This window comes from uncultured Porphyromonas sp. (assembly GCF_902489635.1).
In the GTDB taxonomy this organism is placed as follows: domain Bacteria; phylum Bacteroidota; class Bacteroidia; order Bacteroidales; family Porphyromonadaceae; genus Porphyromonas.
Genome location: NZ_CABUAN010000034.1, coordinates 1 through 23,747, shown reverse-complemented (window position 1 = coordinate 23,747; position 23,747 = coordinate 1). Strand labels below are relative to the sequence as shown.

Annotated in this window: 18 protein-coding genes; 4 read left to right on the top strand and 14 right to left on the bottom strand. The window is 52.4% G+C overall.

Going from position 1 to position 23,747, the window contains the following annotated elements; all coding sequences use genetic code 11:
* Window positions 1-305: 305 nt before the first annotated feature.
* The 4 genes from mazG to RDM37_RS06890 all read left to right on the top strand — a co-directional run bounded on the left by mazG (window position 306) and on the right by RDM37_RS06890 (window position 5,608).
* A complete protein-coding gene (mazG, locus tag RDM37_RS06905; protein ID WP_293965277.1) occupies window positions 306-1,097 on the top strand; it encodes a nucleoside triphosphate pyrophosphohydrolase in 792 nt (263 codons plus the stop codon).
* Between the two features lie 12 nt (window positions 1,098-1,109).
* Window positions 1,110-2,042 carry a methyltransferase domain-containing protein gene (locus RDM37_RS06900; RefSeq protein WP_308556181.1) on the top strand — a complete coding sequence of 311 codons (933 nt, stop codon included), beginning with the start codon at window positions 1,110-1,112 and terminating at the stop codon, window positions 2,040-2,042.
* Window positions 2,042-3,232 carry a hypothetical protein gene (locus RDM37_RS06895; protein ID WP_308556179.1) on the top strand — a complete coding sequence of 397 codons (1,191 nt, stop codon included), beginning with the start codon at window positions 2,042-2,044 and terminating at the stop codon, window positions 3,230-3,232. Before RDM37_RS06900 ends, RDM37_RS06895 begins: the two co-directional genes overlap by 1 nt.
* A gap of 99 nt (window positions 3,233-3,331) precedes the next feature.
* A complete protein-coding gene (locus RDM37_RS06890; RefSeq protein ID WP_308556177.1) occupies window positions 3,332-5,608 on the top strand; it encodes an NADP-dependent malic enzyme in 2,277 nt (758 codons plus the stop codon).
* 247 nt (window positions 5,609-5,855) lie between these two features.
* On the opposite strand, the gene RDM37_RS06885 is transcribed toward RDM37_RS06890, so the two are convergent.
* From RDM37_RS06885 to RDM37_RS06820, 14 genes are all read right to left on the bottom strand, one after another.
* Window positions 5,856-6,521 carry a YggS family pyridoxal phosphate-dependent enzyme gene (locus RDM37_RS06885; RefSeq protein ID WP_308556175.1) on the bottom strand — a complete coding sequence of 222 codons (666 nt, stop codon included), beginning with the start codon at window positions 6,519-6,521 and terminating at the stop codon, window positions 5,856-5,858.
* Between the two features lie 84 nt (window positions 6,522-6,605).
* Window positions 6,606-7,058, bottom strand: a complete 453-nt coding sequence (locus RDM37_RS06880; RefSeq protein WP_004331207.1) for a DUF4494 domain-containing protein — start codon at window positions 7,056-7,058, stop codon at window positions 6,606-6,608.
* Window positions 7,059-7,145: 87 nt separating this feature from the next.
* Entirely contained in the window at window positions 7,146-7,859 is a 714-nt protein-coding gene (locus RDM37_RS06875) for a hypothetical protein (protein WP_308556173.1), read from the bottom strand.
* Window positions 7,860-7,881: 22 nt separating this feature from the next.
* A complete protein-coding gene (locus RDM37_RS06870) occupies window positions 7,882-9,498 on the bottom strand; it encodes a hydrocarbon degradation protein (RefSeq protein ID WP_308556171.1) in 1,617 nt (538 codons plus the stop codon).
* 100 nt (window positions 9,499-9,598) lie between these two features.
* A complete protein-coding gene (locus RDM37_RS06865; protein WP_308556169.1) occupies window positions 9,599-11,059 on the bottom strand; it encodes a hypothetical protein in 1,461 nt (486 codons plus the stop codon).
* A gap of 103 nt (window positions 11,060-11,162) precedes the next feature.
* Complete coding sequence (locus RDM37_RS06860; protein ID WP_308556167.1) at window positions 11,163-14,054, bottom strand: T9SS type A sorting domain-containing protein; 2,892 nt, start codon at window positions 14,052-14,054, stop codon at window positions 11,163-11,165.
* Between the two features lie 463 nt (window positions 14,055-14,517).
* Window positions 14,518-16,185 carry a sulfatase-like hydrolase/transferase gene (locus RDM37_RS06855; RefSeq protein ID WP_308556165.1) on the bottom strand — a complete coding sequence of 556 codons (1,668 nt, stop codon included), beginning with the start codon at window positions 16,183-16,185 and terminating at the stop codon, window positions 14,518-14,520.
* Window positions 16,182-17,945 carry a phosphoethanolamine transferase gene (locus RDM37_RS06850; RefSeq protein ID WP_308556163.1) on the bottom strand — a complete coding sequence of 588 codons (1,764 nt, stop codon included), beginning with the start codon at window positions 17,943-17,945 and terminating at the stop codon, window positions 16,182-16,184. The genes RDM37_RS06855 and RDM37_RS06850 overlap by 4 nt, the downstream gene beginning before the upstream one ends.
* 88 nt (window positions 17,946-18,033) lie before the next feature.
* Window positions 18,034-18,543, bottom strand: a complete 510-nt coding sequence (locus RDM37_RS06845; protein ID WP_308556183.1) for a low molecular weight protein-tyrosine-phosphatase — start codon at window positions 18,541-18,543, stop codon at window positions 18,034-18,036.
* Complete coding sequence (locus RDM37_RS06840) at window positions 18,524-19,273, bottom strand: lysophospholipid acyltransferase family protein (protein WP_297118333.1); 750 nt, start codon at window positions 19,271-19,273, stop codon at window positions 18,524-18,526. The genes RDM37_RS06845 and RDM37_RS06840 overlap by 20 nt, the downstream gene beginning before the upstream one ends.
* A 121-nt stretch (window positions 19,274-19,394) precedes the next feature.
* A complete protein-coding gene (locus RDM37_RS06835) occupies window positions 19,395-20,639 on the bottom strand; it encodes a pitrilysin family protein (protein ID WP_298888690.1) in 1,245 nt (414 codons plus the stop codon).
* 160 nt (window positions 20,640-20,799) lie between these two features.
* Window positions 20,800-21,393, bottom strand: a complete 594-nt coding sequence (locus RDM37_RS06830) for a 30S ribosomal protein S16 (protein WP_308556160.1) — start codon at window positions 21,391-21,393, stop codon at window positions 20,800-20,802.
* A gap of 279 nt (window positions 21,394-21,672) precedes the next feature.
* The gene (locus RDM37_RS06825) at window positions 21,673-22,155 is read right to left on the bottom strand and encodes a hypothetical protein (protein WP_308556158.1); all 483 of its coding nucleotides are present in this window, start codon (window positions 22,153-22,155) and stop codon (window positions 21,673-21,675) included.
* Between the two features lie 91 nt (window positions 22,156-22,246).
* Window positions 22,247-22,897 carry a hypothetical protein gene (locus RDM37_RS06820; RefSeq protein ID WP_308556156.1) on the bottom strand — a complete coding sequence of 217 codons (651 nt, stop codon included), beginning with the start codon at window positions 22,895-22,897 and terminating at the stop codon, window positions 22,247-22,249.
* Between the last annotated feature and the right edge of the window lie 850 nt (window positions 22,898-23,747).

The following is a 23,747-nucleotide window of genomic DNA, read 5'->3' as shown; positions in this document are numbered from 1 at the left end:
CGAAGAATTTTTTCTTCCCCACGTGGAAAATAAAAATTCTCCACCTGGATATTTCGAAATATCCACGTGGAAATCGATTTTCCCCGACACAGCACCGTATCGATATGTAGTCGGACCTAAATTATTGTAACTAGCTAGCGTTAAATTTGCCCAGCACTGGTGTGAGCATAGATAGATCCTCAAACCTTACGAGTCTCGATTTATAGGAAAGGCCTCCCGCTAATCCCTTATTTGTAGGAGCGGCTCGATGGGTGAGGTGCTTTGTCCTCAAAGTGGTACCTTTGCACTATAATAATAGACAAGCTATGATACACAGCAAAGATGAACGGCTGGAGGCCTTCTCCCGCCTACTAGATGTCCTAGACAATCTGCGCACGCACTGCCCGTGGGATCGCAAGCAAACGAATGAGTCGCTACGAGCGAACACGATCGAGGAGGTCTACGAACTGAGCGAGGCGCTAGAGCAAGGAGATACGAACGCTATCTCTAAGGAGCTAGGCGATGTGCTACTGCATGTCCTCTTCTATGCGCGCATAGGGGATGAGCAGGGCGACTTTGACATTGTAGATGTGTGCAACAAGCTGTGCAACAAGCTCATCTTTCGCCATCCGCACATCTATGCTACCGAGCAGGTTGAGGATGCCGGGCAGGTGGTACAGCTCTGGGAGCAGGTGAAGCAAAAGGAGAAGGACGGCAATAAGTCGGTCCTCTCGGGTGTGCCGTCGGCTCTGCCAGCACTGATCAAGGCGTACCGCATACAGGACAAGGCGCGTGCTGTCGGCTTCGACTGGCAGGAGCGTGAGGAGGTCTGGGCGAAGGTGCGCGAAGAGCTGCAGGAGGTCGAGCAGGAGATGACTTCGGGGAGTGCTGACGACCTAGAGGCCGAGATAGGGGACTTGCTCTTTAGCATTGTCAATGCGGCTCGTCTCTATGGTGTGAACCCCGACAATGCACTGGAGCGGACGAATCGTAAGTTTATTGACCGCTTTGAGTATATCGAGCGGACGGCCAAGGCGCGTGGTCAGAGCATCACCGACCTCTCACTAGAGGAGATGGAGACGCTATGGCAGGAGGCCAAAAAGGGTACCAGCAAATAGTCTCGTCTAGCTATGATAGCATGTAGTCTCTCCGATCAAACTTGCCCGCATTGCCATAATAGTAGCTATACCGAGCTGTGGGAGTGTGAGGACCACCTTGTGTCGCACGAGCGGTATGCCATAGGTCGCTGCAACCAGTGTGGACTGCTACAGACCTTGACTCCACCTCCCGCAGAGGAGCTAGGGCACTACTACGACAGCTCCGAATATCTGAGTCATCAGACAGAGGGACGGGGCGGTATGGCTCGCATCTATCGTGCGGTAAAGCGCTACCGCGTAGGACGGCGGGTTCGGACCGCTCGCAAGCTCTGTGCGACAGCTCCGCAGATGATGCTGGAGGTCGGGGCGGGCGTCGGAGCCTTTGCCCAGGCTATGCAGGAGCGAGGGTGCAAGGCGTATGTCGTGGAGCAGAGCAAGGCAGCACGAGAGCTGTGCGCTCAGCAGATCCCCAGCGAGCAACTCTTTGCCACGACCCAAGAGTTTGTGGCGCACCACTCCGAACTATCTGGCCAGCTAGACCTTATCTGCCTATGGCATAGCTTGGAGCATCTACCAGATCTTGCAGATCAGCTGGAGATGTACCAACAGCTACTCAAGCCTGGGGGGACGCTCTGCATCGCTGTGCCTAATGCGCAGAGTTTTGACGCTAGCTACTACCGTGCGCTCTGGGCCGCTTACGATGTGCCGCGTCACCTGTGGCACTTTACGCCACACTCTATGCGTCAAACGGTTGAGGCGCACCACTTCACCTTAAAGAAGATTCGCCCGCAGCGACTAGACGTCTACTACATCGCACTGCTGAGCGAAAGCTACAAGCAGGGGGGGCATATCAACTTCATCACTTGGCTCAAAGCCTTTGGCGTCGGCTTCTCCTACCACATACGCTCGCTCTTTACCCCGATGAGAGCGAGTGCACTGCTCTACCACTTCGTTCGTCAGGCGTGATGAAAGCGAGACAGCTCCTGGGGACGCTCCTCCTACTGCTAGCCCCGATCACCGTACTCTCAGCGAGCAATGTCGCAGAGCGGGGTGCGGACTCTCTGCATCTGAGTGTGGGGGTAGATGCGGTGACCTTCTTTCGCAATAATGAGTACCACGCCGACTACCAGCTCGGCTATACGCTCCCCGGGTGGCAATTGGCTCCCACGGTGGCGCTCGAGCATCGTCAGGTGCGTCTCGTGGGGGGCGTCTACAACCTCACTTTACTAGGTGCACAGCGCTATCCACGAGGTGGGTGGTACGACCACTTGCCGCACTGGAGCGGCAACCCTAAGGAGCAGGGGAGTGGCGTGCATCTACGTCCTATCCTCTCCCTACAATACAGACCAAATGATCATATCACCGTCTCGATGGGAACACTCCTCGGAGCGCAGACGGTGGCGCTGCGAGGTGTCGCCTCCTCCATGGTCGATCAAGACGGGTCGCTCTCGCTCGTCTCACCGCTCTACGATCCCGAGTACAGCTTCACACGAGACCCTGCGCAGGGGGCAATGATTCAGCTGCGCTATCCTCGCTTTGCGCTAGAAGCTCTTGTAGATTGGCAAGGCTTCATCTTCCCTGGAGAGACTCATCAAGAGGCTTTTTCAGCCCTACTATCCACAGCTTATCAGCTCCACAGCAGCGAAAGCTGGAAGACGCAACTAGAGTTGCAAGCTACGGCTCACCATCGGGCAGGAGAGATACAGCAGATGTCGCCTCCAGACACGCTACACACCTACTTAGTTGGTGCCACTGGGGTGACTACACAATATAAGTATGCCGCGCAGGGGGCAGTCGAAGGCTCTCTGCACATCTTAGGCTCCTCGCTACGTGACGGCAAGGCTGAGCCTCCGCTCGGATATGCCCTCTATGGTCGCTTAGCTTGGCGGCACAAGATGCTACGACTAGCGACAGATGCCACTTACGGGCACCGCTACTATGCACCCTATGGGGGGCCGCTCCTAGCGTCCGCTCGTACAGCCGAGGAGCAGTGGCGACTAGGCCTTTATCCCGCACTAGAAGTGCCCATTCCCAGCTTCGGGGCGTTGCGCCTAGAGGGTGCGCTCTGGTGGAACCAGCGTACCGCCACACGGAGCCAGCTGAGCCACATGATCTCCCTGACACTCACCTTTCGCAACGAGTGGACAATCCTCTAGCGATACGCTCTAGAGTGGCGCAAAAGTTGTAGCTTTGTAGGCGAGGTGAGGAGAGGTCCTTGCCACGGAGAACTATGTATCATACTATAAGATAGCATAATGGACAAAAAACTAGAAGCGGCTGCGAGAGCCTATCATGCGCTCCCACAGCCTGGTAAAATAGAGGTGCGACCCACTAAGTCGCACAATACACAGCAGGATCTGACGCTCGCTTACAGCCCTGGCGTAGCGGTGCCTTGCAAGGATATAGAGGCCGATCCTGAGCGTGCTTACGACTACACCTCCAAGGGTAATCTCGTTGCGGTTATCTCCAACGGTACCGCCGTCTTAGGACTGGGCAACATCGGTGCTATGGCAGGCAAGCCAGTGATGGAGGGCAAGGGACTGCTTTTCAAGATCTACGCGGGTATCGATGTCTTTGACCTAGAGGTCGACGAGAAGGACCCCAAGAAGTTTGTCGAGATCGTCCGCTCGCTGGCACCTACCTTCGGCGGTATCAACCTCGAGGACATCAAGGCACCCGAGTGCTTTGAGATCGAGGAGGAGCTGAAGGCTACGCTTGACATTCCCGTCATGCACGATGACCAGCACGGCACCGCCATCATCTCTGCTGCGGGTATGCTCAATGCGCTCAAGATCGTCGGCAAGAAGATTGAAGAGGCTAAGATCGTAGTCAGTGGCGCAGGTGCCTCAGCGCAGTCCTGCACTAAGCTTTATATAGCTCTGGGAGCTAAGCGGGAGAACATTGTGATGATCGACTCCAAGGGGGTCATTCGCACCGACCGCCCCAATCTAGATGAGCGCAAAGCTTTCTTTGCGACCGATCGTGAGGGTGTCTTCACATTGGCCGATGCAATCGAAGGGGCTGACCTTTTCCTCGGACTCTCGCAGCCTGGAGTCCTGACGCCTGAGATGGTGCAGAAGATGGCACCCAATCCGATTGTCTTTGCGCTAGCCAATCCAGAGCCTGAGATCAGGTATGAGGATGCAAAAGCGGCACGCCCTGACGTACTGATGGCTACGGGCCGGTCGGACTATCCGAATCAGATCAATAATGTGATCGGCTTCCCCTATATCTTCCGTGGAGCGCTCGATGTACGTGCTACGGCGATCAATGAGGAGATGAAGATGGCTGCCACGATAGCCATCGCAGACCTAGCGCAGGAGCCTGTACCCGATGAGGTCTCTAGTGCCTACGGACACATGCCGCTGCACTTCGGCCCTGACTACTTTATCCCCAAGCCTGTGGACCCACGTCTCATCACGAGAGTCTCGATGGCTGTGGCTCGTGCAGCTATCCGTACGGGTGTAGCGCGTCGTGAGATTACCGACTGGGAGGCTTACGAGCAGTCGCTCCTGATGCGTACGGGAGGTATGAGTCACCTGCTACGTCGCATCCACGAGGCTGCGCAAAAGTCCCCCAAGCGTATGGTCTACGCTGCGGGTGAGAACCCACTCGTGCTACGTGCTGCTGCTGAGGTGGCTCAGCTGGGCATCGCTCATCCGATCGTGCTGGGTGACCCCGTGGTCATCCGAGAGCTAGCCAAGGAGCATGATTTGGATCTCTCCACGATCGAGATTATCAATCAGCATGACGAGCAGTGGAAGGCTAAGCGTGAGGAGTATGCCCGCCGCTATACAGAGCAAAACTGGCGCAAGGGCGGTCTCCTGAGCGAGGCTAAGGACAAGATGTTTGGTCCGAACTACTTCGGCATGATGATGGTGCAGTGCGGCGATGCCGACAGCTTGATCACAGGCATTTACTCGAACTATGCCTACCTCTCCAATGTGGCTCGTGATACAGTGGGTATAGCCCCAGGTCACCAGCACTTTGCGACGATGCACCTCGTGATGATGAAGAGTGGACCGCTCTTCCTAGCTGATACGCTGATCAATCAAAATCTCAAGGCCGAGACACTAGTGGACATTGCGCTCCTAGCTGCCGAAAAGGTGCGCTGCTTTGGCATCAAGCCAGTCATCGCTATGGTGAGCTTCTCAGACTTTGGCAGTACCGATGCCGAGTCCTCGGTGGAGGCGCGTAAGGCGGTGGAGATCCTGCACAGAGACTACCCACACATTGTGGTGGATGGTGAGATGCAGCTACAGACCGCGCTCAACTATCAGCGACGCGATGAGGAGTTCCCCAACAATCGCATCAAGGGTGAGCCAGCCAATGTGCTTATCTTCCCCCGTCTCTCGGCTGCGAATGCGTGCTATCAGCTGCTCAAGCACCTAGACATAGCGGAGGATGTGATCGGTCCTATCCAGATCGGACTGGCTAAGCCGATCTACTTCGCCGACCACGATGCAGATGTCAAGGACATCGTCAATATCACGGCGATGGCTTCGCTAGACTCGAACTCCTGCTTCGTCTAGCCCGTCGCGCCATACGACAATAAGAGGGAGATCCACCAAATGGTGGATCTCTCTTTTTAGTTCCCTACGCATGAAACTCCAGTTTCATGCGGAAGAAACTCCAGTGCCAAGAGGAAGGGGAATGATTGCGTAGGGGGAGGGTACAAAGAGAGGAGACTTAACCGCGTTTAATCAGCGATTAAGTCTCCTCTGCGTAGGGGGCACGTCTGACTTCCGTCAGGGGGCGATGAGCGTATGTTGGGCTGGGCTAGTATTGTCGCTCGCCAAAGATGGCGGTGCCGATGCGCACGATCGTGGAGCCGGCCTCTACGGCTAGGGGCCAGTCACTGCTCATGCCCATGGAGAGCTCGTCCCAGGCGATGTCGGGGTAACGCTCTCGCAGCTCCGTCTGTAGCGTGCGAAGCGAGTCAAACTCGTGACGTATCTGCTCTTTGTCTGCCGTCAGCGTCGCCATACCCATCAAGCCACAGATGGTGATGCGCTCCCGCCACTCGGGAGTAGCGAGGTAGTGCTCTACGAGTGCTAGGAGCTCTGCGTGGTCTAGTCCGCTCTTGCTCTCTTCCTGTGCTATCTTGTACTGCAGGAGGATGCGCAGTTGACGGTCGAAGCGGTTCGCCTGCTTGACGATCTCCTTGAGAAGTGACTCGGAGTCGACGCTCTCGATGAGGGAGACGTAGGGGACGATGTACTTGACCTTGTTGCGCTGGAGGGTGCCGATGAAGTGCCACTGGATGTCTTCGGGGAGCTGGGGAGCTTTTTCGGCAAGCTCTTGCGCACGATTCTCGCCGAAGAGTCGCTGACCTGCTTCGTAAGCCTCACGGACGGACTCGACGGGGTGAAACTTGGAGACGGCCACGAGCTGCACCTGCTCTGGTATCTGACTCCGTATCTCTGCTAGACGCTCTGCGATCATGATGTGTAGGGGAATTTGAGATTGGTACAATACAAAAAGAGACTGCTACCTGTCTCTAGGTAACAGTCTCGAAGTAGGGATTTATTACTCGTTGGGCTTAGAGAAGTCTATCGGCCACGCATCCATGATGATAGTCTCAGTGATGGAGGCTATCTCGTAGGGTGAGAGGGTCGTAGACATCTCCTTCTCTAGGCGATTGAGGGCGTTGGGCAGGCTGTCGCTCTGTACGATCATAGCTGCAGCGGTGCGCTTCTCGATGCCTTTGGCTTCGTCTAGAGAGATGAAGTTGACCTTGCAGCGATAGAAGCGATCGTCCTCGGGGTGATCAGAGAGGAAGAGCTCAGCGAGCTTGATCCGCTTGATCGTATTGATAATGAGTTCGCCTAGAGAGGTAAAGGGCGTGAGCTCCTTGGTGAGTCTCTCCTCTATCTCCGTATAGGTGTCGCCCTGTACGAGGTACCCCTCGGAGGTACGCTTGGGCGTTCCGTTGTCGACCATCTTCTCGTAGGTCACCTTGCATTCAAACCAATTGGCCATATAGTTGCTATTCGTCTAAAAAGTGAATTGATGTGGGGCAAAGGTACGGATTTATTGAGATGCACCCAAGAGCCGAAGTCTCAGAGATTACTCCTGCATGAGGTCACGTAGGAGCACCTTGAGACGTACGAGCGAAGGCTTGACGAGGAGGTAAGAGGTACTGGCTCCGATGGTTACACCGATGAGCGGAGCCTTGCGCCCGATCCAAGCGGTGACGCCTCCCTTGGCCGAGAGGACTAAGAGACGCTTTGAGATCTCTGCAATGACCTTGTCGATGGGGGAGCGGTCGCCTACGTAGGGCATAGGCGTTATGGAGACCTGACCCTGATATGAGCGACAAGCGTTGCGCAGGAGTGCGTCAGCCTCTCGTATGCCTAGCATGCTGCCCATCATAAAGGTGATACGCGCTTTAGTCTCTGCCGTTACGGCTCCAAAAGAGTAGAAGTCGTCCCAGCCGTAAAGGTAGGCGAGCTTCTGTGTGAGGAGGACGAGGTTGACGCTGTACTGCGCTAGCTCTGTCGGTATGCCGACCCATGTAGCTATGCAGCCTGTGAGACTGCTGCCTGCCGAGCCCATAGCTAGGAGTTCGGTGTGACGACGTATCTCCTGATTGGCTATATGATTGAGCACTTTGACCGAGAGGAAGCGGTGGGGAGGCTCCGTGGCGAGCTGCTCTAGCTCCGTGATAGATAGAAAGGGGTAGAGCGTATCGGTGAGCCACTCGACACGATTGACCTGCGCCATATTGGCTCCGAGGGCAAGGTCTAGGAAGCGATCCCAAGCTTTGGAAGGAAGTGACATGGTTCTGTGGATATATAGAGGATTAGAACTTAAAGCCGAAGGTAGCTACCCCGTAGATGCGGTGCTTCTGTAGTTGGATAGCTTGAGGCGTCGTGAGCTGCTCGCCATTGTCCGCATAGTAGCGAGTCGGAAAGGGGTACATGTGAGACTTTTGTCCCTGATAGACGACCGCTAGATCTATATAAGAGGAAGGAGAGAAGCGCCAGCCTAGTCCGCCCGTGACACCGTAGCCCATACCGACGATCTCGTAGTGTGGCACGGTACCAGCCTCGTTGACAGGTATCTTGGCACTCTGCTTAGGATCGGAGTCGAAGCTTGCCTTCATAGGAGCTTGTCTCCAGTAGCCACCCGCACGGAGGCTAAACTGAGGAGAGACTCTCAGCTCACCACCGAGACGTAGGGTACTCTGCATCGGGGTGAAGTACTCCTTCATCAGTTTGTTGTCATCGACAAAGGGGCCATAGGTGTCTTTGAGCTGGATGCCCGAGTAGTTGGCTAGCTCATAGTCGAGGCTCAGCATGCCATGCCGCCCGACGAAGGCTCCACTGAGGACGATCTTTGTGGGAGTCTGCAGCTGGTAGCGCCAAGCAGCATCGTCAGGTGTTTGATCCTTGACTGTCCACTTCTCCTTTGGTAAAGGATTGCCTAGGGTATCTAAAGCTCGTGAATATCGGGACTCGGCTCCTGCTACGTAGTTGTCTTGCAGTGTGAACCATGTGGGTGTCTGTACGGCAGCTCCTAGGCGTAGATGATCAGAGACACGAGCTATCACACCGAAGCTAACCGATGCACCCGAGCCAGAGGTGCGAAGCTCGTTGGCCAGCTCTAGATAATCCTTGTCTATGAAGTCCTCTCCGTAGTAAGAGTTCATGCGATAGTCTAGCGCACTGATCTTAAGACCTAGACCGAAGTATAGGCGGTCGTTGTAGTTGAGTCCACCGGTGAAGTCGAAGTCCTGGATGCCTCCACGCTCGTTGACTCGTAGCTGCGAATTGCTCGGCCCTAAGATTCCCCCCTTATCATTGTAGTTGAAGGCACTCTCGTAGAAGCCCTCTGGACGCTGCACTGTCCAGCCAGCTCCATGTCCTAGTATGGCGAGCCACGGTGCGGGGACGCTCCCATAAGCGTTCTTGCCGAGGAGATCCTTGGAAGAGACATTGGTCGGTGTGATAAAGGCAGCATAGTCTGCTAGCGAGTACTTAGTAACCTGATGGTTGCTTATATCAAAGGTGCGTGCGAAGCTCTGACGCTGGTAGAAGCCTAGAGCCAGATTGAAGGTTAGGCCAGACCCTCTGAGTGGAGTCGCCAGCACGACAGACATATTGCCGCTGAAGGCGGTGCGCCCCTTCTTGTAGTGCTCTTCGTACCAAGTCGCTTGGTCCAGGTTTTGTCCGAAAGCGATGGTCCCCTGTATCTCGTTACTGCGGAAGAGTCCTAGTCCTGCGGGGTTTTGTCGTAAGCTACTGTAGTCAGCACCTACGGCACCGAAGGCTCCTCCCATGGCTTGGTAGCGAGCCGTCCCATCGAGTGTCTCGGTGCTAAAGCGTAGCGCATTATCATGAGTCTGTGCGGATAGATAGCTCCCCGTGATGAGTAGGAGAGCAGAGCTTATGAGGGGAATGAAATAGTGTCGAAGCATAGTTTATAAGTATAGGTGTATAAACGAATGAGACTTGACCATTAGTCAGAACCTGCGTGCGGTGGCTAATGATACAAGTCTCATACCTTAGAAGTGTCTACTATCGGCGTCCTCTAGCACTGCGGCCAGAAGAAGAGGAGCTACCAGTCGAGCTGCTGCTCCGTGATGAGGAGGACGAAGATCCAAAGCTGCTAGAGGAAGATCTAGAGCTGCTGGGAGAGTCGTAGCTACGACTGCTGCGAGCGGAGGAGCTAGAGGAGCTTCCCTGCCAGCTGCTGTTACCACGGTTAGAGCGTACGGAAGAGGAGCTGTTGTTTTCGCGATAGCTTCTACTTGGCGTGTCGTAGCTTCTCCTGTTAGTTGACGTGTCGTAGCTTCTCCTCTGGCTAGTCGTTGAGGCGTCGTAGCTACCACGACGTGAGCGAGCAGAGCCAGCATCGTAGCTGCGACTTGGCGAGGAGAGTTGACGATCCTGTCTTATCGTGCTACTATCCTCAAAGTAGGAGCCACGACGTGAGCGGGCGGAACCCATCTGGTACTGCTCAGTGGAGCCACGGCGTGTGCCGGTAGACTGGTCGTATGATCCACGAGCACTGCGTCCCTGCGTATTGTCATAGACACGATTGCGATCATCCTTCCAGAAATTGCCTCGGTCGGCTACCTCATTGCGGCTATAAGTAGACTGATCTAGCGAACCTCTACGAGCATTGCCCGAGAGGGTGCCTTGGTTGCCTCGCGTGGCGCGTGGATTGCTGCTATTGCTCTTATCATAGTAGCTACTCCCTAGGCGACCATTGGAGTAGTAGGTCGAGGGCTTGACATAGCTACCATAGTATGGGTCGTAGATGCCGTACGAGCCAGCATAGTATCCGTCCCAATAACCATTGTTGTAGCCAGCACCGTAACCATAGCCTCCGTAGTGTGGATAGTATCCGTACCAGTAGCTACCGCCCCATGACCAGGGGTTGGTGTACCAAATAGAAGGTCCCCAGTAGCCGTATCCACCCCAGCTGTAAGGGTAGGGGTAGCGATTCGTGTACCATGGATACCAGGAGCTGTACCACATATAGTCATAGTAGTAATCCCAAGAGGAGTACCAGCCGGGACTCCACAGATTGATAGAGATGCCTACGGGGTTGTAGCGGTCAGCTACGTAGTCGTAGCGATCGGGATAGTTGTAAATGCCGTAGGTACCATCCTCGTCGTAGTATACATCTACATTGTCAGAGTCGTATATGTATACTGTAGCGGGGTTGTGAAAGCGCATGATGCGACGGCTATACTTGCCGACCCCTTTCTTAGGCTTTTGTGATGAGGAGTAGCTCTGTCCTCGGGTACCTTGATACTCCTCTCCACGGCGGTTGTAAGCGTCGAGAGGGTCTTGATTGTCATACTGATACTCATCGTCGCCCCACGGGTCGTTAGAGCGACTATCTTGCTGAGAAGTCTTGGAGGGGACGTAGTATACGTCATCATCCCAGTCTACCTGTGCCGCACTCCATATATATGATGAGAGGGCGACGATCACGAGTAGAGATATAGATCTTGTAAGCCTCATCATGGTAATTGTTGGTTTAGGGTTTGTAATCTGTCAAGCTAGGTGCTGAGGGGAAGGTCTCGCAGGAGGCTCTTCCCCCCAGCTACCTTGTGCTTACTTAGAGCCTTTAGAGTTGATTTCGTTTAATCATAACTCTCTGCGTAAAGGTCTCTTGCATAGTACGTATGAGCGCGATGTATGAGCCTTCGGGTAGATCTGTCAGGTCGATAGAGCTACGTAGTGCATCACCTTGTAGCGTCAGGAGACAGCGTCCTGAGAGATCGTAGAGCTGTAGCGACAGAGCCGCGTCAGCCTCAGCTAGGGTCGCCATGTCTCGTATTACAGAGGGGTAGAGGTAAGGTTGCTGTGTACTCTTTATGCTCTTATCGATCCCTAGCTTCTCAGGAGCGTCGTATAGTACCTCGATGCGGTAGTTATCTCCGCCCTTGCCCCCGGCATCTTTGTAAGAGAGTACGGAGGGATCTGTCTCACCGACCTTCTGATCGTTACGATAGATCACATAGCCCTTGACCTCTGGGAAGGGTACGGGCAGCGAACCACGCGTGAAGGTCTCACGGATCGTGTCACCGCTGAGCGTAGGACTATCAGATACGACTAGCTCGAGTGCCATATAGCCATTTGTAGTAAAGATGGGCTCAGGCAGTCCAACAAACTGGTTATACGGCGTGCCAATGTAAACTGCAGCAAGACCGCCATCTACCCCCATGTACTCATCCTTGGAGTTTGTATCGATGTACACATCGTGGGGGAAGCTCGTCCGAACCTTAAAGCCTACCTCGAGATTCTCATCCATGTTCAGCTCAAAGGGCTTCCTAAGCGGTATAGACATCCACCCATTGGAGCCTTGCCCCTCCTTGGGTACTGAAAAGTACTGGGCGTATTCACGATTTTTATTGAGCTTCTGGCGTAGATAGATGCACTGAGCTCCTCCCTTGTCGTTTAGTACTGGCAGTACATTGATCTGATGTACATATAGAGGCTGCTCAAAGGGCGACTGTCCTAGACGGAACTTGTCAAAGTAGCGTATCTCAGGATATCCATTGTAAGCAAGTACACCTACATACTTAGAGGATGCTTTGGCTGGATTCATCTTTGCTCTATCAGCAATCTTAGAGATCGTCTGCACATTGACGGGGTGTGCCCAAGTGACCGTTACGCCTCCTGCTTCATCCGTCTTGACCTTAGCATCTACCTCTGTGACGAGCTTGCCCGTATAGATAGTCCGGTAAGCTGCTGGGGTAGCGATCTTCTTACCATCGACATTGTAAAGAGCCTCTACGGCGTAGTGGACAGAGCCTTTAGCGGTGAGATCATGTGAGATCTGGTCTGTATACTTAGCATCTGTGACCTCTTTGAGGAGCGTGCCGTTGCGGTATATCTGATAGCTGATGGGGTAGCCCTGTGCGTGTGCAGGTACGGCATCCCACTCTAGCTCTACCTTGAGATGATCCTGGAGGTTTAGCTTACCACGTAGCGCACGTATAGGAGCAAAAGGCATGTAGCCCTTACGCCAAGTGCCAGTTACCTCGCGCTGCCCTGTCTTGTCTGGATCGAGGTACATATCCATGTGGTATAGATCACCCTTGTCGCTATACTTACTGAAGTGTGCGCTGAGGCGACCATAGTAGCCATCTTGAGAGCAGATAGCTATCATACCTCCTGTGAGGGTAGCGATCTGCTCCTTCTTATCATTGTATAGTGGTGACCCTGAGGAGCCTCCCTCGGTATTGCCTGTGTGAAACATAAGTATGTAGTGATCATCCTTACCGCCCAATGTTGTAGGCTTCTGTGGATTACCTTCGGACCACTGACCGAGAGTCATACCCTTATTGTAAAGTGCCAGTTTGGTCGCATCTCCTGCTGGGTGATGGATGCCCGCTCCACTCTGCCAGGTCTGCTCAGTAGCATTCCAGCCTGAGTAGTAGACACGATAGTCGAGAGGTATCTCATCCTTGAGCTCCAGGAGCATACCGTCGGAGTACCCAAAGGGAGATGTGTAGGTACGGATGGTAGCACCAGTGAGTGTCTTGGTCGTCTGGAAGCCGTAGTCGCTGTTGTTGCAGCGAGGCTTCTCATAGTGAAAGCCAAAGACCCACTGATCCATCTTGCTCTGATCAATGCCAAAGCCACCCTTGAACGATCCTACGATAGGGTCTCCCGTTCCCTCCTCGCCTGAGCAGTGTGCTGCTGTAAGGATGTAGGGCTTGAAGTCTCCCTTTACATTGTTGATCAGGTTGCCTGAGCACAAGCTCATATCGCCGTTAGCGAAGACAGGCATATAGATGACCGAGCTGCTCTTCTGCTCCTGCCAGTCGTCTCCCTCGGGGCAGTTGATGTTGAGCTGGCAGTACCGATCCTTACCCGGATCTGAAGCGTCTTCCCTCTCTATGGTAGGACTGACCTTAGCCTGCATTACAGAGCGGTAGAGGTAGCCTACGCCACTGATCTGGATAGAGGGTATAGCAGAGCCACGAGGAGCCTCATAGTCTAGTATGAGCTTGCTACCGCTCAGAGGCTCAGAGGCAAAGGCACCATGCTTAGGATGCGTCTCGTGTGTGTAGGCTCCGAGGAGCTGCTCGCCATCAGGAGTGTAGATGTAGAGACGTCCGCCCTGGGGAATGAAAAAGTCTGAGTAGTACAGGCTCAGTCCTACAGGACTCTGCTCCATATCTATCTCTAGTCGGTAAATGTCAGTGCCTGCTACGGAGCCAATCAGCTCAGCCTCGGTGGCGAAGTCTATGGAGCAGGGGACTACCTTGCCGACGTTGTAAGGTTTGCGCTGCAAGCTCCCCTCGTGCCACGCCTCTCGGCGCATGAGGTCTTGGGGGTTAAAGTCTGGAGCAAGCGATATGCCGGCTGTCGCAGTGCGTAGTGTGCCCTCCCCGAGAAGCTGTGGTGTGCCCCCGAAGGATTGCTGTGCGAGGCCACTGCTAGCTCCAGTGAGCAAGCATAGCGGAATGAGGATCAGTAAGATCAGTCGATTCGTTAGGTGATTCATTACTATTCGTTAGTATTATATCTATGGTTGTTTAAGTGGTAAGTAGAGTGATCTGTTGAAGCTCAGATGAGATGCCGTCATAGTGCGCTCTAGCGACCGCACACAGGATGGTGGCGGTATCTACAACTAGTGTGATGGTATGACTCGGCTCTATTATCTTCACATCCGATCGAATCTCAGACTCCCAACAAAGGTATGAAATGTTTTGTGACTGAGCAATACGATGCCCCGCCCAAGAGAAAGATCAATTAGGGTAGCCTTGGCAGCTTCTGTGAGGAGAGTTTAGTTTCATAGGTAGGAAACTCCAGTGCCATAGGTAAGAAACTCCAGTTTCATAGGTAAGAAACTCTAGTGCCATAGGTATGAAACTCTAGTGCCATAGGTATGAAACTAAAAATGCCACACGAATGAGACTCGAAGTCTCATAGGTGTGGCGAGCGTTATGTGAGTAATAGGGGGGCTGCTACGAGAGGGAGACCCGGATGCTAGAGAGTCGCATCAGCAGCTCGGGTAGGTCGCTGAGGTTGTGTCGCTCAGCGTTGAGCTGCAGGAGCTGATCTCGTAGCGTGGGAGAGATGCGCTGCATAGCAGGGGAAAGGTAGAGCAGCATCGGCACCTGACCTCTCATCTCGGGCGCAACTGGCCCGCTGGAGTAGGGGTGCCACTCACTATACACACCCACCGGGCTGCAGTAGATAAGTATCGTGGGGGTCTCCTGGTAGTGTGCGATGAGTTGCTTGAGTAGGTAGTCCTGGTAGTAGACGACGTTGTAGTACTGAGCTAGGTGGTCTAGGGCATCGCCTGGTAACTCTATGTCAATGTTTGCCGATAGGCGATTGTACTTACAGAACTCCTCGGGGATGCGCCACCAGATGTTACTACGAGCTCCCAAGAGATGGATGGTGGTGAGACGAGACTGGCTCTCTAGCTGCTTGAGCTGGTCGAGGACTGCGTCATCGTAGGGGATGCGGTCTGTCCACTCCTGATCGTCTGCACGTAGATTGGTAAAGAAGTACTGGTCGCAGTCGGCTGCTAGCTGTGGGTAGACATCTAGTCCACGGGCTATGCGAGGAGTGTTGTCTAGCCAATAGGTGTCGTAGCCTGCTGCACGAAAGATACTATAAATAGAGGGATAGGTGTCCCAGCTGTCAGGACTATCCTTAGGGCAGAGAGAGAGCGTCCAGGCAGCAGCTAGAGCTGCATTGTCAGAGGCACTGTAGATGCTATCGAGACGAATGAGAGTGCCCAGCTGTAGGAGCGAATCTATGGCTGGTGTATTCTCATTGATGTCTGGGTTGTAGCAGTGCATCAGGTGCGGGTAGATGTCTTCGGCAAGGACCAGCACGACGTTGTGTGGTGGTAGGAGCGAGTCTACTGTTACCTCTTGAGGTGTCGCTTGTCGAGGTTTGTAGTCTAGCGAGCAGTGCTTTGCATTGTTATATAGCTCCCCGCTACTCAGCATGAGGCGAGCTAGAGGTGCATGTGCATTGTACTGTATGACTCCAGAGCTGGCGGCGATACGCGTCTGACGCAGATAGTTGATACCGAGTATGTGTGTACCAACGAGAACTATTACAAAGAGGATCCTGGAGCTATATCGCTGGATGCGCTTGTCACAAGGGTTGGGCTGCTCTTTAGTACTCTTAGCACGACTTATGAGCCAAGAGATGCCGAGCGGGAGGAAGATAGCTAGTAGGAGCTTGCCGCTCTCTCGTAGCATAAAGGGTATATCTAGTCGTAGCGACTGAAAGAAGCCGTGAGCCTCACCGGGGTTGGTCGCAAAGATCGGGATGGCGATTGCATCGCAGTAAGGCATCTGGTAGGTACTGACGAGGTAGAGATCCATAATCTGTATGGCACTGATCAGTACTAGCTCGGTGATGATGACCACCCGACGTGTGATGCGATGGGGGATCAGAGTGGGGATGATGTAGAGTAGCGTAGCCATCCAGAGGGTGTCCCATAGTAGGGGAAGGTTTTCTCTAGATAGATAAGTAGCACTCTTAGAGAGCAGGCCTCTGATGACCAGATTATTGAGCGTCAAGATCGCTAGCATCGCAATCAGTAGCCATACTAGCTGTGGAATCCTAGCTTTGACTCCCTGGAGGTAGTGTAAGAGTGCTTTTTTCATAGCTGATCTGGATGCTTAGGTGAGAAGGTTACCTCAGAGCCAAAGCCCTTGATACATCTAGGACGGGTCGCATCGTAGGATAGACTCCATAGCTGTAAGCGGGGGATGGTATAGTTTGACTCGATGCCCATAAGTCCCATGAGTGAAGAGGTGAAGAGATCGGTCATGAAGGGTTTGTATCGCGCACGCTGCACGGCGAGTAGGATGTCGGGATTCTCTGCAGCAAACTGATCGGACATATAGACCATAAAGGGTACCTGCAGAGCACTCTCGCAGACTCCGTGTGCTGCCTGATGAGGAGCCTTGGGATTGTCGTAGCGAGAGATAGCATGATCTGAGAAGTAGATGACGATGGAGGAGCTCTGGCTGTAGTATTTGATAATCTCTGAGACGATGGAGTCGTTGTAGAGGATCGAGTTCATATACTCAGCCGAGTTTTGCGCCTCTCCTGAGCTGAGGCGAGGCTCTACCTGCTTTACATCTGTAGCTGTAAAGTGGCTAAAGCGATCGTTGGGGTATCTATCGGCAAAGGCCGCATGACTCCCCATCAAGTGAGTTACGACGAGAAGGCTCCCATTAGGTGAAGTGGTATGCCGATAGTCGATCAGATGCGGGAGGAGGAGTTCATCGTGCTTGACTTGCCCAGCCTTCCAGTGCAAGGCACTAGAGGTACTCCCATCGGTGTAGTAAGTGCTGTCGGCCGTGGAGGCTATGAGCGAGACCTCCTCGATCCAGTCTCCACTCATCTCCTGATTGCTACACCAGTAGGTTTTGTAGCCAGCAGAGGAGAAGGTGATAGGGAGTGTCGTCGTGGCATCCCAAGGAGCTTGCTCGTCTTCGCCTCGTATGGTGAGGACGCGTCGCAGCGAGGTGAGCGTGTTAGGCTGTGGGCAGACGACATCATCGTAGAGGACTAGTGAGCCAGCCTGGACGAGTGAGTCTAGGCGTGGGGTATTCTCTAGTGGATAGCCGTAGCAGTGCATGTCTAAGCGACGTAGAGACTCGCCTATGATGACCACCACGTTGTGTGGCTGACGCTGCGGCATGAGGCGAACGTTGGTCGGAGTGTTTTTCCATAAGTTTTGCCCCATCTCGTCGTATCGCTTTTGATTGGTAAAGACTCCTAGCGTGGTCGCTACGTAGCGGCTCATCATACTATACTCGTGAGCGAGCGTGTAAGCCTCTTCATTCGAGATACCCCCTGTCACTATTGGGCTTAGCTGTGTAGCGTGCGGTATACCAGAGATAAGTACTAGCAGTAGCATGAAGACTAGTCCCCAGCCCTTGCGGGTTAACCAGGTCACAAGACTGATGCCACAGAGCAGTCCGATAGCCTCTAGTAGCGTGTGCATCGGCATACTCCATGGTAGTAGCGAGCGACACACATCATCGGCCCAGGGCGGATAGTACTGCAGCAAGACGGTCTGCGTGAGGAGCGTGCCGTACTGGGTGAGCAGATAATACTCATATATAAATAGTACAGCCGAGAGCAGTACGATGAGACTAGTCCAAGTGATGCGCCACCACCGTTGCGGCAGTATGGCAGGGAGCGTCATCAGTATCGCAGTGCCGGCGATATAGCCTCCCAGCCAAAGGAGCAGAGGCATCTCCATGCGAAGGTGCAGTATCATTAAGCTCCCCATAAGCACTTGCAGGAGTGTCAGGAAGGCAAAGAGATTTGGCATACTACACATACGCCCCCACAACTGCTTCAGATAGCCCCCACAGATGGAGAGAAGCCTTTTTATCTTAGGAATCATAGGAATAAAAGATAGCTCGTTAACAAGGTCATAATAAGAGGTCGTAATAAGTCTAGCGCAAAAGTACGAAAAGTCGTGTTCCCCCCGATTACTTACCGCTCTGCGCCTTGCATCGGTGGTATAGATTGGTACACCCCTCAGTGAGTAGATCCAGGACGAGCTCAAAGCCCGACGCCCCGCCGTAGTATGGATCGGGGATGTGGTCCCATGGCATCTGCTCGAGGTAGTCCGCCATACGCACGACCTTCTCCTGCTGCTCTAGCGTCGGGGCTAGCTCGCGCAGTGCATCATAGTTGTCATCGTCCATGGCGATGATCAGGTCAAAGGCGTCAAAGTCTTCATCCTTAATCTGCCTCGCACGATGCGTCATCTCAATGCCCCGCCGTGCTGCATGGGCACGCATGCGCGGATCTGCTAGTTGTCCCTGATGCCATCCACCTATGCCTGCCGAGTCTACTTCGATCCGAGACGAACTGGCGGGGTCTTCGGCTAGGAGTTGTCGCATGATAGCCTCTGCGAGAGGCGAGCGACAGATGTTGCCTAGACAGACGAAGAGGATGCGGTAAGGAGTTTTACTACTAGAGTCGCTCTGTGCCATCATGTATGCCTTGCTGTATCGTGTGGTAAACTTGCTCGCGGAGATCTTGTATCGGCTGATCCGAGGTATGGAACTCTCGAGGGTGGACTGGCGGGTGTATATCTAGATAGAGGCGACGCCAGTGTGGTAGCAACGAGCCTGCGCGCATCACGCCATAGGAGCCCGAGATGGAGACAGGGATGATCGGGATGTCTAGCTCATCGGCGATCACGAAGCCGCCCTTCTTGAAGGGCTGCATACGTCCCGTGCGAGTACGACTGCCCTCGGGGAAGATAAAGATCGAGTAGCCATCACCGAGCGAACGCTTAGCTTCGTCTAGTGAGTTGCGGATGTTCTGTATGCTATGCCCATTGACAAAGATAAAGCCCGCGACTGCGCACGCTTTGCCCACAAAGGGGACACGCCGCAGCGACTCTTTCATCACCCACTTGAAGGGGATGCCGAGGAAGCCGTAGAGGAGGAAGATATCGTAAGCGCCCTGGTGGTTGGCCATGACGACATAGGGACCCGACTTCTTGTCGTAGTTCTTGCGCCCTCGCACGGTGACGGGACAGAGGGATAGGATCAGTCCTAGCCACGACCAGATGAGTCCTGGGTAGTAGCTAAAGAACTTGCCGAAGCCTAGCAAGCAGCCCACCGTCATGATAAGTGCCAAGACGATGGTTACCACCGCATAGATGGGAGCCGCTATTAAGACTATATATATAATGTATAGTATCCGTAGTAGCATAGAGGAGTAGGGGGTTGTCTCACATACTGAAGTCGTAGCATACGAGCCTCAGTGCTTGTATCTTGCTCACAAAGGTAATGAAAAAGCCCTTGACAGTCACTTCCTTCGTAATGTCGCTTTACTACTTATAGATGAGCGTGTGTCGCTGCGCTCTCGTTAGGTAGCGACTGACCATCTCGGTGATATCCTCAGGCGTGATCGCCTGTATGCGCTCTGCCACCTCGGCGACGCTACTGACCCTGCCGAAGTAAAGGTAGCTCTTGAGCATCGTGATGAGCTCGCTGTCGTGCTGATCGTTGGCGAGGAGTAGCTGCCCCACGATCTGCTGCTTACTGATCGCCAGCTGCTCCACACTCATAGGCGTGGTGACGTAGCGGTCCAAGATGCTATGCACCGCCTCCACTGCTTGTTGTAGTGTGTCGCTCCCTGTACCCAGGTAAACGCTCCAGACGCCATCACTCAGGTAAGGCGTATAATTTGCCTCGACACTGTAGACTAGTCCCAGCTCTTCACGCAGATGAAGGTTCAGCTGCGAGGAGATGGCGGGTCCTCCGACGAAGTTGTTGAAGAGCGTCATTGCGTAGCGCTCTCGATTGTGCAGGCTCGGAGCATGCGTCCCTATGATGCAGTGGCACTGGTTGGTGCGGTAGTGGTGGGTCTTAGCGATGAGCCGCTCGGGTGTGGCTGTGGGCTTGACCTTTGGCACCTTAAATGGGTCTCCTGCAGCTACTCGAGGCTCGCTGTAGAGATGCTCGATCATCTCGATCGCTTTGTCAAAGTCTATCTCGCCCCAGATGCCCAGCACCATATTGTCGGGGCGGTAGTACTGATCCATAAAGCGTCGCACGACTGTCGAGGAGATACGTCTGACAGACTGCTCGGAGCCTAGGATGTTGTGCGCTAGTGGCGTGCCGCTAAAGAGTAGCTCCTCAAACTCATCATATATCCGCTCACTCGGAGCATCTAGGTAGCTGGCTATCTCCTCGATGATCACCTCCTGCTCTTTGCTCAGCTCTTCGGATGGTATGTAGCTGTTGAGCACTATATCTGTGAGCAGATGAATGGCCCTGAGCGCATAGCGTGAGGGGATGGTTATGTGTAGGGTTGTATCCTCTTTGGTGGTGAAAGCGTTGAGATCAGCACCCACCGCCTCGACACGATTCACTAGGTGTAGGGCGTGTCGTCTATGCGTCCCCTTAAAGAGCATGTGCTCCGTACAGTGCGCCAGTCCATGGTAGGGCTGCGGATCGTGAGCCGACCCCGTCTGTACCATGTAGCCTATATAGGTGACCTGACTGGGGATAGGGTAGTAGACGATACGTAGTCCCTGAGTAGTGGTGTGGTATTGTAGTTGTGGAGATGTCATAATGAAAAGAGAGAGACAGTCACATAGACCTGCCAGCTCCAAAAAAGAACCCAGACCACACAAAGTTATGTAGTCTGGGCCTCTCTAGATGTTATGATACATAGATACGTATCATGGTAGATACGACTAGGTATGTCGTAAAGGTTGTGTAGCTGTCAGCTTACTCAGCAGCGGGAGCCTCTTCGGTAGCTGGTGCTTCCTCAGCGGCAGGTGCCTCCTCGGTAGCTGGTGCTTCCTCAGCAGCCTCTGCTTCAGCCTTTGCAGCAGCTTCGGCCTCAGCCTTCTCGCGCTCGATGGCTGCCTTCTTCTCCTCTAGTGCCTTGCTACGCTCCTTGTTTTGCTCTTCCTCAGCCTCGTGCTGCTTCTGAGCTATATCCTGAGCCTTCTGCTGGTCACGCTCAGCGACTCCCTTGAGGAGCTGCTGCTTGTTTGTGAGCCAGCTCTCAAAGCGCTGGTCTGCGACCTCCTGTGTGAATGCGCCCTTGGCGACACCACCATCGAGGTGCTTCTTAAGGAGGACACCCTCACGTGAGAGGATGCGACGTACGGTGTCACTAGGCTGTGCACCGACCTTGAGCCAATAGAGAGCGCGGTCAAACTTCAAATCTATTGTAGCAGGATTAGTGTTCGGATTATAAGAACCTATCCTCTCAATAAACTTTCCATCCCGTGGAGCCCTGCTATCAGCGATGACGATACGGTAGAAGGGGTAGCCACGACGACCGAATCTTTGTAGTCTGATTTTAGTTGCCATTGTTGATATTGAGATTTGAATGATTTGGATGTCCGTGAGAACTTTCGTCTCATACGAACTGTGCAAAGGTACGCAAAAATCTTCATTCCACAATCACCTCCACAAAACGGCTACTGGCTAATATCCATAGTGTCCTAAACGTTTTTTGCGAGCGATGGGTGTAAGGAGCCGTCTTATCGTTCGCCAACCTTGTCACTCTGTGGAAGTAGCGCATTGTCCATGATGCCACAAAACATCAGAACGTTAGAGTGTGTGATTGAGTTCATAGTGCTTTCCTACTTAAGGACCAGGAGCTCTGAAATGGTCGTTTTTCTTGATTCTGTATATGTACACTTTATCCGCTTCTGCTTTATTCCAAGTTGGGATTAAAGGAGTTCGCTTATCAAAGTATATGTCGTCTTTCTCTTTTGTTAGATATGGGGAGTATTGCAACTTACTAAGCGTCTTCTGATATGTTATCAAGTAGTCGTAACTCTCAAAGTCAAAGTCTTCGGCAAGCTGCTGGACAAAGGCCTTCTCGTAACCCTTTGGCTTAGGATTGACATTTGGTCGTGTTTCATAGTAGTCAACTAAGTAAAAAAATAGCCAGAACTCATTCTCCACATACTGAAACCCAATATAATCCCTTCTGTCAAAGGTTTCATTGGGGAGGGGGATTTCCTTAGCTAACTCGAAAGAAACGGTTCTAGGATAGTAGTAATAAGTGACTGCTACTATACTAGAAACCACTATCAAGGCAACGTAATAAAATATCTTCTTCATTTGAGTACTTACATAGGAGGTCGTCCTACTCTAGGATGTCGCTGAGGCAAAGTAGTCTTAGCCCTTTGGTGTTAGATACCTCAATAAGCAACTAATCGCGTCTAACAAAGAGTTCGCCCTTCCAAGTAATCGTATCCTTTGAAACCTTTGCATAGTCACCCTTTATGTGATACATCTCAAAAAAGGAGTAGTTTATGGCAGGTATCTCTATTGAGATGCTATTATTGCCATCTTCTACTTTGTATTCCTGGAATGGGTCAAAACCAACTGCCCCATAAAACAAACCGTCCGAAGTATGTGCCCGTATGTGATCTGGCGCTATATAAAAGCTTATAGACCTCACATCATTGGGTAGTGCTAACTCTTTATGAGTCGCAGAGTAATTCAAATAGAATCTTTTAAAGGTGTTGGTATATACAGTGATGTTAAGCCCTCTTGTGTAGTTGGGAAGCGAAAAGTATACTTTAATACTATCGCTTAAGGAGGGGTCTTGATATTGAGATACGCTTAACCCTTCACGCCCAAGAGCAACTGGAGAGACAGAGTTTATCTCAATGAAATTATCATCTACCCAAACAAACGTACACCTAGCCAACGTATCACTATACCACATAGGAAAATGCTCCTGCGGTATGATATAAACTAATTCATTGTTCGTGATTTCTATTTTCGTTCCATATTTGCTGAAATACGTTCCACTTATATCCTTACTTTGTCCCGCCGCAAGGAGACTAATACACATAAGTAATAGTAACAATCTCACCCTCATACTAGCAGTCGTTTTTTTCTATTGTCTCTCACACATGCCAGTGCCAAGCGCACCCTGCGTACAAATATAGGGAAAAACTTCTAGGAAGTTCGCCCAGTCCATTTAAGTATTTCGAACCATCCATGGGATGGCTGAGCAGGGCGAGCTACACTTGGTAATAATGTTCAAGTGAGAAGTGATTGTCCTCTATGCGAGCATCGCTCCTCCGTCAGGTGAGCAGATTTTTATTTATCACGATCCATAGGCAACTTCGGACTGAAAGGATAAATAATCCGCCAAGGCTTTATCTCAGATCTATAAAAGACATAAGCCCAACAGGTGTACTTTTTCTTCAGCAGCTTATTTACTATTCTATCTTCATTGATATTGAAGCTATTGAGATTGCTAATCAGTACCTTTATTGAATCGACGTTCCCGTTTTCTTGTAGGTATAGACCTACAATGAATCTGATGTCATATTTAATAGAATCGAAATCTCCATCATATTCGTTCTTAAACTCTTCGCAAAGGAAGCTGTTGAGTTCTCTCGTACAGTTAGCCGTGTTCATGCCTACATACTTCCTACTGGAACATCCCAATACAATAGTAATGGTAAGGCATACAGAGGAAATGCAAACGAGCCAACTTATTAAACCACCCTTCATAATCTCTCTTTATAACCGTACATGCCAGTGCCAAGCGCACCCTGCGTACAAATATAGGGAAAAACTTCGTAGGGAGTCAGCTCTGGATTTCTGTGATTTTCACGGCTTGAAGTTTTACATATCTTTACGGGGAAATTCGTCCGATTCCCTCCTTTCTCGAATATCCACGTGGAAAATCT

Bases quoted from the DNA above. Each gene is read 5' to 3' on its own strand.
- RDM37_RS06825 (WP_308556158.1), bottom strand. From the start codon at position 22,155: ATGAAGAAGATATTTTATTACGTTGCCTTGATAGTGGTTTCTAGTATA.
- RDM37_RS06890 (WP_308556177.1), top strand. From the start codon at position 3,332: ATGGACAAAAAACTAGAAGCGGCTGCGAGAGCCTATCATGCGCTCCCA.
- RDM37_RS06880 (WP_004331207.1), bottom strand. From the start codon at position 7,058: ATGGCCAATTGGTTTGAATGCAAGGTGACCTACGAGAAGATGGTCGAC.
- RDM37_RS06845 (WP_308556183.1), bottom strand. From the start codon at position 18,543: ATGGCACAGAGCGACTCTAGTAGTAAAACTCCTTACCGCATCCTCTTC.
- mazG (WP_293965277.1), top strand. From the start codon at position 306: ATGATACACAGCAAAGATGAACGGCTGGAGGCCTTCTCCCGCCTACTA.
- RDM37_RS06875 (WP_308556173.1), bottom strand. From the start codon at position 7,859: ATGTCACTTCCTTCCAAAGCTTGGGATCGCTTCCTAGACCTTGCCCTC.
- RDM37_RS06840 (WP_297118333.1), bottom strand. From the start codon at position 19,273: ATGCTACTACGGATACTATACATTATATATATAGTCTTAATAGCGGCT.
- RDM37_RS06860 (WP_308556167.1), bottom strand. From the start codon at position 14,054: ATGAATCACCTAACGAATCGACTGATCTTACTGATCCTCATTCCGCTA.
- RDM37_RS06850 (WP_308556163.1), bottom strand. From the start codon at position 17,945: ATGATTCCTAAGATAAAAAGGCTTCTCTCCATCTGTGGGGGCTATCTG.
- RDM37_RS06870 (WP_308556171.1), bottom strand. From the start codon at position 9,498: ATGCTTCGACACTATTTCATTCCCCTCATAAGCTCTGCTCTCCTACTC.
- RDM37_RS06835 (WP_298888690.1), bottom strand. From the start codon at position 20,639: ATGACATCTCCACAACTACAATACCACACCACTACTCAGGGACTACGT.
- RDM37_RS06855 (WP_308556165.1), bottom strand. From the start codon at position 16,185: ATGAAAAAAGCACTCTTACACTACCTCCAGGGAGTCAAAGCTAGGATT.
- RDM37_RS06820 (WP_308556156.1), bottom strand. From the start codon at position 22,897: ATGTGTATTAGTCTCCTTGCGGCGGGACAAAGTAAGGATATAAGTGGA.
- RDM37_RS06885 (WP_308556175.1), bottom strand. From the start codon at position 6,521: ATGATCGCAGAGCGTCTAGCAGAGATACGGAGTCAGATACCAGAGCAG.
- RDM37_RS06865 (WP_308556169.1), bottom strand. From the start codon at position 11,059: ATGATGAGGCTTACAAGATCTATATCTCTACTCGTGATCGTCGCCCTC.
- RDM37_RS06830 (WP_308556160.1), bottom strand. From the start codon at position 21,393: ATGGCAACTAAAATCAGACTACAAAGATTCGGTCGTCGTGGCTACCCC.
- RDM37_RS06895 (WP_308556179.1), top strand. From the start codon at position 2,042: ATGAAAGCGAGACAGCTCCTGGGGACGCTCCTCCTACTGCTAGCCCCG.
- RDM37_RS06900 (WP_308556181.1), top strand. From the start codon at position 1,110: ATGATAGCATGTAGTCTCTCCGATCAAACTTGCCCGCATTGCCATAAT.